At 65.5% G+C, this 15,679-nt stretch carries 10 protein-coding genes and 1 pseudogene; 4 read left to right on the top strand and 7 right to left on the bottom strand.

What is annotated here, in order from left to right:
- Positions 1 to 41: 41 nt before the first annotated feature.
- Together B2V21_RS07560 and B2V21_RS07555 are read right to left on the bottom strand one after the other, a co-directional pair.
- The gene (locus B2V21_RS07560; protein WP_088435086.1) at positions 42 to 1,799 is read right to left on the bottom strand and encodes an EAL domain-containing protein; all 1,758 of its coding nucleotides are present in this window, start codon (positions 1,797 to 1,799) and stop codon (positions 42 to 44) included.
- 4 nt (positions 1,800 to 1,803) lie between these two features.
- A complete protein-coding gene (locus B2V21_RS07555; protein ID WP_088435087.1) occupies positions 1,804 to 3,909 on the bottom strand; it encodes a PAS domain-containing sensor histidine kinase in 2,106 nt (701 codons plus the stop codon).
- Between the two features lie 150 nt (positions 3,910 to 4,059).
- Between B2V21_RS07555 and B2V21_RS07550 the strand changes: the two genes are divergently transcribed.
- Together B2V21_RS07550 and B2V21_RS07545 are read left to right on the top strand one after the other, a co-directional pair.
- Complete coding sequence (locus B2V21_RS07550; protein ID WP_286916495.1) at positions 4,060 to 6,846, top strand: bifunctional diguanylate cyclase/phosphodiesterase; 2,787 nt, start codon at positions 4,060 to 4,062, stop codon at positions 6,844 to 6,846.
- On the top strand, positions 6,843 to 7,370 hold the full coding sequence (locus B2V21_RS07545) for a hypothetical protein (protein ID WP_286916494.1): 528 nt from the start codon (positions 6,843 to 6,845) through the stop codon (positions 7,368 to 7,370). Before B2V21_RS07550 ends, B2V21_RS07545 begins: the two co-directional genes overlap by 4 nt.
- 209 nt (positions 7,371 to 7,579) lie before the next feature.
- On the opposite strand, the gene B2V21_RS07540 is transcribed toward B2V21_RS07545, so the two are convergent.
- The 4 genes and pseudogenes from B2V21_RS07540 to B2V21_RS07530 all read right to left on the bottom strand — a co-directional run bounded on the left by B2V21_RS07540 (position 7,580) and on the right by B2V21_RS07530 (position 11,804).
- The gene (locus tag B2V21_RS07540; protein WP_286916493.1) at positions 7,580 to 7,876 is read right to left on the bottom strand and encodes a hypothetical protein; all 297 of its coding nucleotides are present in this window, start codon (positions 7,874 to 7,876) and stop codon (positions 7,580 to 7,582) included.
- 98 nt (positions 7,877 to 7,974) lie between these two features.
- Positions 7,975 to 8,814 (bottom strand): methyl-accepting chemotaxis protein, encoded by an 840-nt coding sequence (locus B2V21_RS21580; RefSeq protein WP_414708373.1) that lies wholly within the window; start codon positions 8,812 to 8,814, stop codon positions 7,975 to 7,977.
- A gap of 198 nt (positions 8,815 to 9,012) precedes the next feature.
- Positions 9,013 to 9,891: pseudogene (locus B2V21_RS21575) on the bottom strand (methyl-accepting chemotaxis protein); the annotation flags it as partial.
- A 326-nt stretch (positions 9,892 to 10,217) separates the two neighbouring features.
- A complete protein-coding gene (locus B2V21_RS07530) occupies positions 10,218 to 11,804 on the bottom strand; it encodes an aldehyde dehydrogenase (NADP(+)) (protein ID WP_056845180.1) in 1,587 nt (528 codons plus the stop codon).
- Between the two features lie 489 nt (positions 11,805 to 12,293).
- Here B2V21_RS07530 and B2V21_RS07525 point away from each other — a divergent pair, with 489 nt between their 5' ends.
- Positions 12,294 to 13,292, top strand: coding sequence for a response regulator (locus B2V21_RS07525; RefSeq protein WP_286916491.1), 999 nt, complete (start codon positions 12,294 to 12,296; stop codon positions 13,290 to 13,292).
- Positions 13,293 to 13,295: 3 nt separating this feature from the next.
- Positions 13,296 to 14,255, top strand: a complete 960-nt coding sequence (locus B2V21_RS07520; protein WP_090356120.1) for a sensor domain-containing diguanylate cyclase — start codon at positions 13,296 to 13,298, stop codon at positions 14,253 to 14,255.
- Positions 14,256 to 14,264: 9 nt separating this feature from the next.
- On the opposite strand, the gene B2V21_RS07515 is transcribed toward B2V21_RS07520, so the two are convergent.
- Positions 14,265 to 15,608 (bottom strand): MFS transporter, encoded by a 1,344-nt coding sequence (locus B2V21_RS07515; protein ID WP_286916490.1) that lies wholly within the window; start codon positions 15,606 to 15,608, stop codon positions 14,265 to 14,267.
- Positions 15,609 to 15,679 lie beyond the last annotated feature (71 nt).

Below are 15,679 nucleotides of genomic sequence, written 5' to 3'. Positions count from 1 at the left end.
CAGCCGACCGACGGTCGGCTCTACCGAAATCTCTGGCGCTCTCAATCCTCGTCCACCGTCGGCAGCGCCGGCGCGGGTGCGGTGTTCGCACGCCGCTGTTCCTCATGCGTGCGGAACGCCTGGTGGATGTGCTTGCGCAGCTCGTCATCGTTCCACGGCTTGGTCAGGAAGCGATAGATCGCGCCGCGGTTGATTGCGTCGGTCACGGTGTTGAGGTCGGTGTAGCCGGACAGTACCAGGCGGATCGTATCCGGGTAGAGCATCTTGACCCGGCCCAGGAACTCGGTGCCGCTCATGTCGCTCATGCGCTGGTCGGACAGGATCACCTGCACGTCGTTGATGGCCAGCAGATCGAAGGCATCGCGCACGTTGCCCGCGGCCAGGATCCGGTACCCGTCGCGGCGGAACAGACGCACCAGCGAGCGCAGCACGTTCTCTTCGTCGTCCAGCAGCAGCAGCGTGCGGTCCGGGCGCGTCTCGGCGAAGGCCTCCGGGCGCAGGTAACGGCGGCGCAGGGTCATGCCCGCGGCATCGGCGGACATCGGCTCACCGAACAGATAGCCCTGGAATACATCGCAGTCGTTGCGGCGCAGGAAGCCCAGTTGCGCCTGCGACTCCACCCCGTTGGCAATCACCGTCATGCCCAGCTGGTGGCCCATGGCGATGATCGCGCGGGCAATGGCCGCCTCGCGGTTGCCGGCCGGCGCGCTCTTGATGAAGCTGCGGTCGATCTTGAGCTTGTCCACCGGGTAGCGGACCAGCGCGCTGAGGCTGGAATCGCCGGTGCCGAAGTTGTCCAGGCTCAGGCTGATGCCTTCGTTGCGCAGGTTGACCAGGGTTTCGTGCACAAAGTTGACGTTGTTGGTCAGCGCGCTTTCGTTGATCTCCAGCGTCAGCATCTGCGCCGGCACACCGGCGGCCTGCATCAGCGACATCACCTCGGCGAAGAAGTTCGGGCGCAGCAGCTGCAGGGTGGACACGTTCACCGCGATGGTGAAGTCATCAAAGCCCTGGTCGCGCCACAGCTTGGCCTGCTTGAGCGCGCCTTCCAGCACCCAAGTGCCGATCTGCACGATGATGCCCAGCCGTTCGGCCGTGCGCATGAAACGCTCCGGCACCAGCATGCCCAGCGTGGGCGATTGCCAGCGCAGCAGCGCTTCCATGCCGACCACGTGGCCATCGCGGGCGCTGACCAGCGGCTGGTAACGCAGCTTGAGCTCGCCATTGGGGATCGCGTCGACAATCTGGCGCGCGATGATGCTCTCGCTGTGGGCGCTGGAGGGCGTATCCACCGCGTGGATGCGCACCGCATTGCCACCCTCGCGGGCGGCCTGGTACAGCGCATCCTCGGCGTGGTCGAGCAGGCGCGAGACGCCGGTGGCGTGCTCCGGGCACAGGCTCACGCCCAGTTTGCCGGTCATGAACAGCGTGTACGGCAGCACCGACAGCGGCAGTTCCAGCTGCTGGCGGATCTCCTCGGCCAGGTCCTCGGGCAGCGGCATGTCGGCAGTGCGTGGCACCGCCAGCAGGAATTCATCGCTGCCGTGGCGCCACAGCTTGCCGCGGCCGCGCAGGTGGTGCTGCAGGCGCTGGGCGACCAGCACCAGGGCCTGGTCGCCGACCTCGGCGCTCATGTTCTCGTTGACCGAGGCGAAGTGGTCGATATCCACGTGCATGAGCATCAGCGGCGTGCCGCCGGAGGCGGCCTCGGTCACCATCGCCTGCAGTTCGGGGTTGCCAGCGCCCAGGCGGGGCGGGGCGTCCTCGATGCTGACCAGGGGCAGAGAAGGGTTCCACATGAGCTCAGTGTTCCAGGGTGTCGTGAGCCGTCGCGCCGGTGGCGCGGTACGGCAGGTAAAGGTCGATCAGGGTACCGGCGCCGTGCGCCGATTCGATGCGTAATGTGCCACCCACGCTCTGCGCGCGCTCGCGCATCACGATCAGGCCCAGCCCGCGCGGGCCGTCCGGGTCGAACCCTTCGCCATCGTCGCGGACCTGCAGGTGCAGACCGTGGTCGTCCACATCGCGCAGATGCAGGTTGACCTGGCTGGCGCGGGCATGGCGCAGCACGTTGGTCAGGCTCTCCTGCGCGATGCGGAAGCAGGCCTGCTCGATGTCGCCGGCCGGGCGCCGCGGCAGCGACTGGATGTCCGGCAGCAGTTCGATCGCCGCCGAGCGAAACAGCACGCCCGCCTGCCAGCGCAGCGCCGCTTCCAGGCCCAGCGCGTCCAGTTGCGGCGGGCGCAGCAGGGTAGAGATGTCGCGCAGCTTGCCGACGGTCGCGTCGGCCAACTGGATGATCTGCGCCAGGTCCTCATCGCGGCGGGCGGCATCCTGCTCGTCCTGCGCGGCATAGGCGGACAGTTTCATCGCGGTGATCGCCTGGCCGATGTCGTCGTGCAGGTCGCGAGAGATCGCGCGGCGTTCGTCTTCCTGCAGCGAGAACAGCCGCCCGGCCATCGCCTGCAGCTCACGGTTGCTGGTTTCCAGCGCCTCGCGGATGCGTTCGGGCTCGCTGAGGTCACGCACGATCAGGAGCTTGCAGTTGCGCCCGCCGTAGCGCACATCGCCCACCGCCAGGCCGGCCTGGAAGGCCTGGCCGTTGAAGCGGCGCATGCCGATCACTTCGCCTGCGCCAGCGCTCTGCAGGGGCAACTGGGCAAACAGCTGCGCACGCACGCGGGGCAGGTCGTCGGGGGTCACCAGCGCCGCCAGCGGCTCGCCGAGCAGGGTGTTGTGGCCGTAGCCGAACTGGGTCGCGGCGCAGGCGTTGGCGTACAGCACGTGCTCCTCGGACAGGATCACCACGCCGTCCGGAAGCACACGCACCAGCTCGCGGAACTGCTCCTCGCGCTCACGCAGCAGGCGCCGCGACTGCTCGCGCTCGGTGACATCCTGCAGGGTGCCCAGCACGCGCGGGCGCCCGGCGTCGTCCTGGCCGCTCTCGGCGCGCAGGTGCACCATCAGCGCGCGCCCATCCATCGCCAGCAGCGGCAGCAGCACATCGATCTGCACGGGCTCGCCGGAGCTCATCTCCTGCAACAGCTGTTCGCTGAGTGCGGCCGTGGCCGGATCGGCCGGCACCAGCAGTTCGTCGAACCGGTGCCAGCGCCGGGCTTCGGGCGCGCGCCGGCCAAGCAGGCGATACACCTGGTTGGCGTAGCGGCCCAGGCCGGTGGCCGGATCGATCTCCCACGCGCCGATACGCGCCATCTCGTGCGCTTCCTCGACCCGGGCGAGCGCTTGGTCGCGGCGCAACAGGGCCTGGTCTTCGCGGGTACGGTCGATCGCGATCAGCAGGCGCGCGCGACGGCCGCCGTAATCGATGAAATTGCTGCGCATTTCCATGCGCCGGGTGCTGCCGTCACTCAGGCGCAGGTCGGCGGTGATCACGCACAGCTGTTCCGGGTTGGCGCGGATGTGATCCAGCTTGGCCTCGAGCATGGCCTCGTGTCCGGGCGGCCACAACGCGGTGATCGGCATCGCGGTGAAGGCCTCGCGGCTGAAGCCGAAGAAGCTCGCCGCGGCCGGGTTGACGTCCAGGATCGCCAGCGACTCCAGGTCGTAGACCAGGATCGGGCCGGGATTGCCTTCGAACATCTGCCGGTGCCGGGTCTCCGAACTCTCCAGCCGTGCGTGGGTATGCAGTACGTGTTGGGCCAGCGGGCGCAGCAGCAGATAGATCAGCGCCGCGCTGGCGACCACGAAGAAGGTGCCCTTGAGCGTCTGCCACTGCGCGGCGGTCTGCAGATCACCGGCCACCACTTTGACTGCGGCATCGCTGCACAGTATCCATACCAGGGCCAGCACCAGATAGGCGACCACCACGCGCCAGCGGTCGCGGCGCAGATCGCGGGCCAGGGGCGTGTCGGCAGCGGGTTCGGAAGGGCCTGGCAGGTGGGTCGGCATGGGGCAGGGCGGGGCCAATCGGACAAGGCGAGTGCCATCTTACCTGCCCCGGGTGAGGATGCAGGACGCGAGGGAACTCAATAATCCGCAATCTCCGCCGTTAACGATTGCGTTCCCCGGTTGTCGGGTGCGTTATCGGAGTTACAGGGCGTGGACCAAGGGATTATCGCGAGTCTGCTGCAGCACCCATTGGCCTCTGCGCTGGTGATCCTCGACCGTGCCGGTCGTCCGATCGCCGCCAATCCGGCCGCGCGCGAGCACGGCCTGCCGGCAACGGTTGCCGCATACGGCGAGGTACTGGAAGACCTGCGTCTGCTCGCGGCGGATGGCGGCCTGGTGCCCTGCCAGCTTCCCGGCGGGCCCGGTGGTCGTTTCGATGGCTGGATGCGCGCCGTGCACGATCCGGATGGCCACCTGCTGGCGTTCACCCTGAGCGTGCCCGAACCGGTCGCCGCCTACGCGGGTAGCCGCTGGGAAGTGGCGCTGGATCATGCCGGACACGGACTGTGGGACTGGGACCTGCCCAGCGACAGCGTGCGCCGCTCACGGCGCTGGGACGGCCAGCCCGTGGAAGATTCGCACACGAATGCCGAGGGCGTCAGCGCGCTGCTGGAGAACGTCCACCCGGACGATCAGCCGGCGGTGCGCGTAGCGATGGATGCGCATCTGCGCGGCGAGAGCGAGGCCTATACCGCCCAGTTCCGTGCCCGCCACCCCAATGGCGAGTGGCGCTGGGTGCTGGACCGTGGCCGCGTAGTGACCCGCACGGCCGACGGCCAGCCACTGCGCATGGTCGGCACCCATACCGACATCCAGGCCCAGAAGCAGATGGAAGCCCAGCTGCGTGAGCAGCAGGTGCACCTGCGCGAAGCCCAGCGTATTGCCAGCATGGGCAGTTGGTCCTGGGATCCGCAGGCGCGCGAGTTCTGGTGGTCGCCGGAGTTCCGGGCGCTGCTGGAGACCGGCGACGACCCTCTGCATGGCCGGCGTCATTGGCTGCGTCAGCTGGAGCCGCAATCGCGCGGCCGACTGCGTGGCGCCTGGCGCCGGATGTGGCGCGACGGGGCGGCCACCACGCTGGAGCTGGAGCTGATCCGTGACAACGGCGGCGCGCTTCATCTGCGGGTGTGGATGCAGCCGCTGATCGGGCCGGATGGCCGCATCCAGCGCCTGCTCGGGCAGGTCCAGAACATCACCGAACAACACCAGACCGATGCGCTGATCCGCTGGCGTACCGAACTGCTCAACCGCGTCTCGGCCCTGGGCCGTATCGGCGGCTGCGAGATCGAGGTGGGCACCCGCCACATGCAGTGGACCGAGGAGTGCTACCGCATCCACGGCCTGCGCAAAGAGCCGATCAGCCTGGACCAGGCGCTGAGCCTGTACACCCAGGACTCCCGCGACGCCTTCGAGGCCGCACTGCTGCGGATCGCCGAAGGCGGGCTGCCCGAGCAGCTGGACCTGTGCTTCTACCGGCAATCCGGCCTGCGCATCTGGGTGCAGGTGCTGATCGAACTGGACCGCCGTGACGGCCTGCCGACCCGCTTCGTGGTGCTGTTCCGTGACATCACCCGCGAGCGCGAAGCCAACGAGCGCATCGAGCTGCTGGCCCATTACGACCTGCTTACCGGTCTGCCGAACCGCATGTTGCTGCGCGAGCAGACCGCCGACGCCATCGAGGTGGCCCGTGATCGCGGCAGCCCGCTGGCGATGTTGTTCATCGATCTGGATGGCTTCAAGACCATCAACGACACCTTCGGTCACGCCACCGGCGATGCGCTGCTCAAGGCGGCCGCTTCGCGCCTGCACCAGAGTCTGCGCAACAACGACCTGTTCGGCCGCTTCAGCGGCGACGAGTTCATCGTGGTGCTGCGCGACCTGGCCGCGCCGCAAGACGCCGGCCACGTCGCGCGCAAGCTGATTGCTTCGCTGGCCGAGCCGCTGCACCGCGGCGAGAGCACGCTGAAGGTCGGCGCCAGCGTCGGCATTGCCATGCTCGACGACAGCCGCCAGGATTTCGAATCGCTGCTGCGCGCCGCCGATGCCGCCATGTACGCGGCCAAGGAAGCCGGGCGCAACACCTACCAGTATTACAGCCAGGACGCCCTGGCCAAGATCCAGCGCAAGCTGGAGATCGAGCACGCACTGCTCGGCGCGATCGAGCGCGAAGAATTCACCCTGGCCTACCAGCCGCTGCTGCATGCCGAGAACGACCAGCCGCCAGCCATCGAGGCCTTGCTGCGCTGGCATCGGCCCGGCATCGGCTACTGCAGCCCGGCCGAGTTCATTCCAATTGCCGAGAAGTGCGGCGAGATCGTCCGCATCGGCGACTGGGTGCTGGCCGAGGCCTGCCGCCAGGCCGCCGCGTGGGACGCGGCCGGCCTGCAGTTCGACCGCGTGGCGGTGAACGTCTCGGCCGTGCAGCTGCGCGACCGCGGCTTTGCCGAGCGCGTGATCGATATCTGCCACGCCCACGGCTGGCCGCCGCAGCGCCTGGAACTGGAGCTGACCGAGTCCGCCCTGATCCGTGACACCGATGTGCTGCGCCATTGCTTCGATGTACTGGAGCGCCACGGCGTGCCGTTGGCCGTCGACGATTTCGGTACCGGCTTCTCCAACCTGCACTACCTCAACCGTTTCCCGGTCGGCCGCCTGAAGATCGACCGCAGCTTCGTGCAGGGCATGCTGCACGATGCCGGCACCGCTGAGGTCACCCAGGCGATCGTGCACCTGGGCCACGCGCTGGGCATGAAGGTCGTCGCCGAAGGCGTGGAGACCGAGCAGGAGGAGGCGATGCTGCGCCGCCAGGGCTGCGATGAGATCCAGGGCTACCTGTACTCACGCCCGCTGGCGCCGCGTGACCTGGCGCAGTGGTTGAAGCTGGGTGGCGCATCGTTACGTGCTGGTGAGCCGCCGGCCGTGGTGCATGCCGTTTGAGCGACGCCGCGCCGCCTGAGCCGGCACTGCCACGGCGCCTCTGGAACGGACTGGATGAGTGGCTCACTCAATCCAGTAATCGGCGGGAGCTCGCGATTGTCCAGTGGGCGTGGACGGTATCGCTGATCGGATGCGGCATATGGGTTGAAATTGCTCGACGTCTGCCGCCCGTGGCCTTTCTTGTTCTGGATGAATTGATCTACCTCGGCATCTTCTCGTTCATCAGCAACATCGCGATGCTGGTTCTGATGTATCGACGGCGTGGCCGCCATAGCGACCGTTTCAAAGCGACCGCCGCGGTACTCCTAATCGTTTGCTCCTCGCTGGTCTACACCGGCCTGGAGGGCGTCTATGAGCGCCGCAGCTATCTGCTGGCCATCTCTTCGATTCCAGGCGGAGTCAAGACAGCGATCACCTTCCTGGTGCCCTTCAAGTATCTGTTCGCCTTCGGCTTTGCGGCGATCGGCGCCGGGGTGTTTTCCGGAATCATTTCGCGCGAGTGTACTGGCAGGCCCGGAACCTAGCATCCTCCATGCAGCAGAGCGCCGGCAGGTAGACCCCGCCATTACGTCTTACCAGGCAAACAGGGGCCTGATGGTGATCGACAGCGATATCGGTGTCGATGCGCCGCGTCGCAATTCGCCTACGCAGTGCAACCAGTCACAGTCATCGAGCGTCACTGAGCGATGGGTGCTCCACGCGTTGGCTGCGGGAGAACCTCAGCGAATCGCCTTCAGCGCGCCGCCGCATCCAGATCATCACCGCTCAGGCCAAGATCCCACGCCAGGCCGGCGAGGGCGGGCTCGACCGGGGAGGGCAGGGTGGCGATGGCAGGCGAGGGACGCTTGGCCAGCTGGGCAAGTTCCTGCAGGGCCAACTGCTCCAGCCGTGCGATCAGGGCGCGGCCCTGCAGCGGGGCAATAGGCGCTGCCGCAGCGGCAGGCGCTGCAACGGGGTCACCGCTCTGCACCGACGGCTCCAGTTCGGCGGGGACAACGGATGCAACGGACAACACGGACGCGTTCAACATCGGGTAATCATCTGCAGCCAAGGCGGGTCGTGCAAGCGCAACGGCCCCGGGGAAACCGGGGCCGTTGGGTGTGCCGGGTTCGGCACGGGACATCTGGATCAGAACAGTTCGACCGCGCCGGCGGCCATGCTCTGCTGGGCGACGGCCTTGTGCGGCGGGCGCTCCCACTCGGTGCGCATGTCGCGCAGGCGGGTGCCGGTGCGCTGCAGGGCGGTCACGACTTCCTCGTCGAACACGCCGCCACTGCGATGCAGCAGCTCCTGCAGGGCGACCGCTTCGCGGTTGATCGCGGTCAGGCGGTCCAGGTGGGTGTGCACGCCGCCCAGGGCCTGGGTGGCGATGTCTTCGAACTCCAGGGCACGCACGGCTTCGGCGACGCTGCTGTCGATGGCACGGCCGCACTCGGAGATCTCGCGCATGCCATCACCCAGCGAGGCGTTGATCTGGGCCACGTTGTCCAGCATCTGCGCTGCTTCATGGCGCGCTTCGCGGGAGCGGTCCATATCGCGCGAGGCCATGTGCGAGACCGTCTCGCGGACCTTGGCGATGGCGTCTTTGGAGCTGTGGGCCAGCTTGCGGATCTGCTCGTTGAAGGTGGTCGAGCGCTCGGACAGGTTGCGGACCTCGTCGGCGACCACCGCAAAGCCACGACCGGCTTCACCGGCGCGGGCCGCTTCGATGGCCGCGTTGAGGGCCAGCAGGTTGGTTTGTTCGGCCACGGCCTTGATCACGTCCATGACGCTGCCGATCTTGTCGCTTTCCTTCTGCAGCGCGTTCATCGCTTCGGTGGAACGGCGGACTTCCTCGGCCAGCTTTTCGATCTGCGCAATCGCTTCGCCGACGACCTTGTCGCCCTCGCGCGCTTCCTCGTCAGCCGTGGTCGCAGCCACCGAGGCCTGCTCGGCGTTGCGAGCCACTTCCTGAACGGTCGCGGTCATCTCGTGCATGGCGGTGGCGACCTGATCGGTCTCGACCTTCTGATTGTTGACCCCGGCACTGGTCTGCTCGGTGACGGCAGACAGCTCCTCGGCTGCGCTGGCGATCTGGGTGACGCTGTCGCGGATGCCACCGATCAGTTCGCGCAGGGTGGCGCCCATGCGCTGGATGCCTTGCTGCAGCACACCCAGTTCGTCCTTGCGCGTCACCTTCAAGTCGTGGCTGAGGTCGCCACTGGCAATGCGCTCGACCACGTCCAGAGTCTCCTGCAGAGGGCGGGTGATCTGCCGGGTGATGATCCAGGCGGCAAGGATGCCGAAGATCAATGCCAGCAGTGCCGCGCCGATCTGATAGCTGCGCGCTTCGGCGCTTTCGGCATCGCGGCGCTGGATCTGGATCTTGTACAGCTCATCGCTGAGGCGGACGATCTCCGAGCCTTCGACGGTCATCTCGGCGCGTGCGGTAGTGATGGTGGCAATCGATGCTTTGAAGCTGGTCACCGCATTGCGGTAATTGACCAGTGCGGCAATGAGCTGCTGCATGCGGGCCTGCTCGGTAGGCAGGCGAGTGGACAGTTGTTGCAGCTCGACCGCGGCGCGGTCCATCTGCGCGAATGCAGCCTGCTCGGATTTTTCGTTGGCGTTGCTGACATAGGCAAGCACTTCATAGCGCGTCTGCTGGGTCAATTCCCGAATCCGGGCGCTGGCCTGCAATTCTTCGAAGCGCAGCTCGATGTCGGGCACGGCGAGTACGGCGTCGTTGATCTGAGCGACCAGTGCAGTGGCGGCCGCTGCCGTGTCAGTCATGTTCTGCCGCGCCACGTTGCTCGTCTTGTAGCCGTCGCGCATCTGGTTGAGCGACTTCTGGTACGCCTCGATCTGTTCCGCCTGGGCTTTGAGCCGCTGCAGGTTTTCCGGGCTCTTGAACCCTTCGATCAGCTTCTGCTGCTGAGCCTTGAAAGCGTCGAGCTGGGTTTGAACGGTTTGCGCCGAAGCGTCGTCGCCGTTGGCCAGCATGTATTGCAGCCGCACGATGCGCAGCTTGGTCAGGCTGTTGTTGAGCTCGGAAATATCGCTCATCCAGTTGCTGCGCTGGATCAGGCTGCTCAAGCTGGTCCATCCGGTCAGCGCCAACAGCGCGGTCAATACCAGCACCAGGCCGAAGCCCAATGCAAGTTTTCGGGTAACGCTGATATTGCCGAACCAGCCGTTCATAAAATGTGCTCCTGACAGTAAAGGGTCAGACCTGGACGACCATAGTTGTGCTTATGGCGGTCGCCATGAAAAGGTCTCGGTGATTTCCCCATATCGGCCACGGGCGGCAGAGCTGAAACAAAAAGTGAGAACGGTGACGCAAAAAAAACGGCGCGATCAAGATCGCGCCGTTCATTGTCACCACCGATGCGTCATGCGATCGGCTGTGAACTCCACTCGCCATTGACCAGGCGCTGCAGGCCCAGCGGGTTGGCATTGCGCAGTGCTTCGGGCAGCAGCGCGTCCGGGTAGTTCTGGTAGCAGACCGGACGCAGGAAGCGGTCGATCGCCAAGGTGCCGACCGACGTGCCGCGGGCATCGGAGGTGGCTGGGTAAGGGCCGCCGTGGACCATGGCATCGGACACTTCCACGCCGGTCGGGTAGCCATTGACCAGAATGCGACCGACTTTCTGCTCCAGCACCGGCACCAGCCACTGGTACTTGACCAGGTCCGTACCAGTTTCGCCGATCAGCGTGGCGGTCAGCTGTCCACGCAGCGATTGCAGGGCAGTCTTGAGCTCGGCATCGTCGGCGACTTCGATCACCACGGTGGCCGGGCCGAACACTTCTTCCTGAAGCAGTTCGTCGCCATTGAGCAGCAGGCTCACGTCGGCCTTGAACAGTTGCGCCTGAGCCTGTTGGCCTTCCTGCGGGTTGCCGGCCAAATGCGTGACGCCCTGGTGCGACAGCAGGTGTTCGACGCCCTTGCTGTAGCTGCGCAGGCCACCGGCGTTGAGCATGGTTTGTGGCGCCTGGGCTGCCATCTGCGCTTGCAGGTGCTCAAGGAAGGCACTGAAGGCCGGCGAGCGAACGCCGATCACCAGGCCTGGGTTGGTGCAGAACTGCCCACCGCCCATCACCACGGAAGCCGCCAGTTCCTTGGCCACGGTTTCGCCACGGGTGGCCAGGGCGTCCGGCAGCAGCACGACCGGGTTGATGCTGGACATTTCAGCGAACACCGGGATCGGCTGGGCGCGCTCGGCGGCCATCTTGCACAGCGCGTTGCCGCCGTTCAGCGAGCCGGTGAAGCCGACTGCCTGAATCGCCGGGTGCTTGACCAGCGGCTCACCGACGCCGGCACCGAAGATCATGTTGAACACGCCCTTGGGCATGCCGGTTTTTTCCGCTGCGCGGATGATGGCGGTGCCCACCAGATCGGCTGTCGCCATGTGACCGCTGTGGGCCTTGAACACCACTGGGCAGCCCGAAGCCAGGGCTGCGGCGGTGTCGCCACCGGCGGTGGAGAATGCGAGCGGGAAGTTGCTGGCGCCAAACACGGCCACTGGGCCGACGCCGATGCGGTACTGGCGCAGGTCGACCCGCGGCAGCGGCTTGCGGTCCGGCAGGGCGAGGTCGATGCGGGCACCGAGGAAGTCGCCGCGGCGCAGGACCTTGGCGAACAGGCGCATCTGGCCGCTGGTGCGACCGCGCTCGCCTTGGATGCGGCCGGCAGGCAGGGCGGTTTCCTGGCAGACGATGGCCACGAAGTCATCGCCCAGGGCATCGAGTTCGTCAGCGATAGCGTCCAGGAATTCAGCGCGGCGAGCAGGGCTCAGCTGGCGATATTCCAGGAAAGCGTTGTCGGCGGCCTGGCAGGCGGCGTCGACTTCGGCATCGGTGGCTTGGTAGAAGGCATAAGGAAGCGCCTCGCCGGTGGTGGCGTCGACACTCTTGAGTTTGGGCTCGCCACTGGCGCTGCGGTTGCCGCCGATGAAGTTGTGACCGAGGATGTTAGGCATTGTTGTCTCCGTGTCCTGTGGGCGGGTTGTTAACAGACATCATACAACTTGGTCATATACCGGGCAAGTTGCCCCCCGAATCACCCACTGTAGCCGCCTCAGCCGCCGATGTGGTGAATCAGGCAGACCGTGGTGTGCCCGGACGCGGCTTGCACCGCTGCTACAAAAGCCCGTCGCGAGCGGTTGTGGCCCCTGTAGCAGCGGCGCGAGCCGCGTCGGCGGTTGGCGCGGTGGATCAGGCAGACCGCGGTGCGCCCGGACGCGGCTTGCACCGCTGCTACAGAGGCCTGGCGTGATCGATCTGCAACCCCGCGTCGGCGGTGGATGCGGTGAATCTGGCTGAACGTGGTAACCCACATCGGCATTCGCGCCGAATGAAAGCAAATAGCCAGCACGCAAGGTAGCGGCGAACAGGGCCTTAGAGGTAAGGTGGGCAATGGTGCATCAATGGCGATCATGCGCGTCGCCCCATGGAGAGAACGAGAGGACATGTTGCCCATTCCCCTGTTGATCTGCGACGACTCGAACATGGCTCGCAAGCAGCTGCTGCGCGCCTTGCCGGCGGATTGGGACACCACTGTGACCCAGGCGGTGAACGGCCGCCAGGCGCTCGAGGCCGTGCGTGAGGGGAAAGGCGATGTGATGTTGCTGGACCTGACCATGCCCGACATGGACGGCTACCAGGTCCTGGCCGCGCTGCGCGAGCAAAACCTGCCGTGCAAGGTCATCGTCGTCTCGGGTGACGTCCAGGATCAGGCCCTGCGCCGGGTCCGCGAGTTGGGCGCGCTGGCCTTCATCAAGAAACCGGCCGAACCCGAAGAACTGCGCCGGGTGCTGCTCAAGGCTGGTCTGCTGGAAAAAACCACTGGCACAGCCCTGCGTCGCAGCAGCGACAGCACGCTGCACATCGGCTTCATCGACGCCCTGCGCGAAGCCATCAACGTTGCCATGGGCCAGGCCGCCGCCATGCTGGCCAAGGTGCTCGGCGTGTTCATCCACCTGCCCGTACCCAACGTCAACCTGCTCGAAGCTAGCGAGCTGCACATGGTGCTGGCGGACGTGCAGAGTGAGCAACCGATCACCGCCATCTGTCAGGGGTTCATCGGCGGCGGCATTGCCGGCGAAGCGATGCTGATCTTTCACGATTGCGACATCGCCGACCTGGCTCGCTTGATGAATCGCAGCGCGCTCGACTACTCCGACCTCGAGATGCTGCTGGATCTGTCATCGGTCATCATCGGCGCCTGCCTCAGCGGCCTGGCCCAGCAGCTGGACGTCATGTTCTCTCAGAGCCACCCGCACATCCTTGGCAATCATGCCGCGATCGACGATTTGATCGCCGTCGGCAAGCACCGCTGGAAAAAGACTCTCACCGTGGAAATCAGCTACGCCCTGGAAGGCCACTGCATTCACTTCGACCTGTTGCTGCTGTTCACCGAGGACTCGGTACCGTTGCTGCGCGACAAGCTCGACTACCTGATGAACTGAACCATGAGCCGACCTATCGAACTCGACGAATTTCACTGGCTGCTGGCGATTACCCAGAGCATCGACGTAGGCGTGGTGGTGCTCGACAGCGATTACCAGGTGCAGGTCTGGAACACCTTCATGGAAAACCGCTCCGGCGTGCAGCCCAAGGACGCCATCGGGCACTGTTTCTTCAGCTTGTTCCCGGAGATCGATTGCGAGTGGTTCCGCAAGAAGGTCAGCAGCGTGGTCACCCTCGGCACCCCGGCCTTCACCATCTGGGAACAGCGTCCGTACCTGCTGCGCTTCAAGAACTACCAGCCGATCACCGGGCAGGAGGCGTTCATGTATCAGAACACCACCATCCTGCCACTGCGCTCCACCCATGGTGAGGTCAAACACATCTGCGTGGTGATCTACGATGTCACCGACGTGGCCATCAACCGGCGACAACTGCAGGCCTCCAACCTGGAACTGCAGAAGCTGTCGAGCACCGATCGCCTGACCGGGTTGTGCAACCGTGGCCACTGGGAAGAAGCGCTGAAGGTCGAGTACGTCCGACATGGCCGCTATGGCCACGCCACCTCGTTGATCATGTTCGACATCGACCACTTCAAACGGGTCAACGACACCTATGGCCATCAGGTGGGCGACCAGGTCATCCAGCGCGTAGCGCAGGTGCTGCGCGGGCTGGTTCGTGACGCCGACATTGCCGGACGCTACGGCGGCGAGGAGTTCGCCGTGCTGCTGCCGGACACCGACAAGGCCGGTGGCGCCATATTGGCCGAGCGGTTGCGCCAGGCCGTCGAGGCTGAAGTGGTCGAGCACGAAAGCGGCCCGATCCGCTTCACCATCAGCCTGGGCGTAGCCGACCTCGGCTACCCCAGCACCGAACACCAGCAACTGATCGAATGGGCCGACCAGGCGCTGTATGCCTCCAAGCGCGCTGGCCGCAATCGGGTGACCGTCTACGAACGGCCCTGACCGGAACGATCAATCCTTAGTGGCATGCGCCCAGCGATAGTCCAGACGCGGCGCACGGACTTTGATCCGGCGCTTGGTCTTGCTGAACAACGGCTCGTGCACCGGCTCGGGATCTTTCAGGAACACCGTCAATACCGCACTCAATGCGTACAGGCCAGTAAAGGCCCAGACCACGCCTTCCAGGCCGAAGCTTTCATTGAAGATCGCCACCACCGCAGGGCCTACCCAGGTGGATGCACCTGCGCCCAGGCTCAGCACCGACAGCGCGGCGGCCTTGTTGTGCGGCGCCAGGGCCGGCGCCAGTGCCGACAGCGGCACGAAGCACGCCAGGGTCAGGCCATACAGCGCGCCGAACACCGAGGCCAGCAGGAAGTTGTCGGGAAAGGCCTGCGGCATGAAGAAGAACAGCGGCGTGGTGATCGTGCTACCGATGGCGCCCAGCCAGAGGATGGTATTGCGGTAGCCGATCCGCGTGCTGATGACGCTGGAACCCATGTTGCCGATGATGTTGAACACGAAGACGATGGTCAGCAGTTGCAGCCACTGTTCAAGGGTGAACCCCACCGTGTCCATGAAGAACCCCGGCAGCACCACCAGAAAACCGAACATCGACGAGGTGTTGATGATGCGCACCACACCGGCCAGGGTCACCTTGGGGTGCGACCACATGATGGTGACGTTCTTGGCCATCGACACCAGCGGCTTCTCGCCTTCGGGCGCCAGGCGGCGCATGCCGTGGGCTTCACGCATGCCGATCAGGCCGATCAAACCACCGATGACCACCAGCGCGAACGACAGCCAGAAAGTCTGCAACGCGCCGATCAGCGGAATGCTCATGCTCGCCACCAGCGAACCCAGGGTCGGCAGACCTGCTGCATAAGCCACCCAGAACCAGCCGACGGCCAGACCCATCTTGCGCGACGGTGTCGCGGCGGCGATCCACACCAGAAACCCGTAGGCGAACAGCGGATAGCCGAAGCCGCGCAGACCGTAGGTCAGCAGGATCATCTTGTAGCTCAGGGTTTCCAGGCCATAGATCAGGAACAGAACTTCGAACACGCTCCAGATCAACAGGCCCAGCATCATCACCCGTTTCGGCCCCCAGATGTTCGACAGTGCGCCGGCCAGCCAGGAGGAGATGCCGACGGTGACGCCATACAGCGTGAACACCATGGCGATTTCGCTCTCGGGCATGCCGCGGTCACTGAGAAACGGGGAGAGGTAACCAAGCTCGACGCCGTCGCCGATCATGAAGATCAGCAGGCCGACGAAGCCCCAGAACATGGGGTAGGGGATGCCGATCTTGTCGCACAGGCGAGACAGGGGGGTGTTCGGAGTGGATTGATTGCTCAATGGTCCGTTCCTTTTTTGCAGCACGGCGCTTGGGCGCGCCGAATGAATGGCCTCGATGAGGTTGGAAGGCA

Source organism: Pseudomonas sp. UBA6276 (assembly GCF_002438365.1).
In the GTDB taxonomy this organism is placed as follows: domain Bacteria; phylum Pseudomonadota; class Gammaproteobacteria; order Pseudomonadales; family Pseudomonadaceae; genus Aquipseudomonas; species Aquipseudomonas coleopterorum.
Note: the sequence above shows the minus strand (reverse complement) of the source record. Positions and strands in the feature narration are given on the sequence as shown.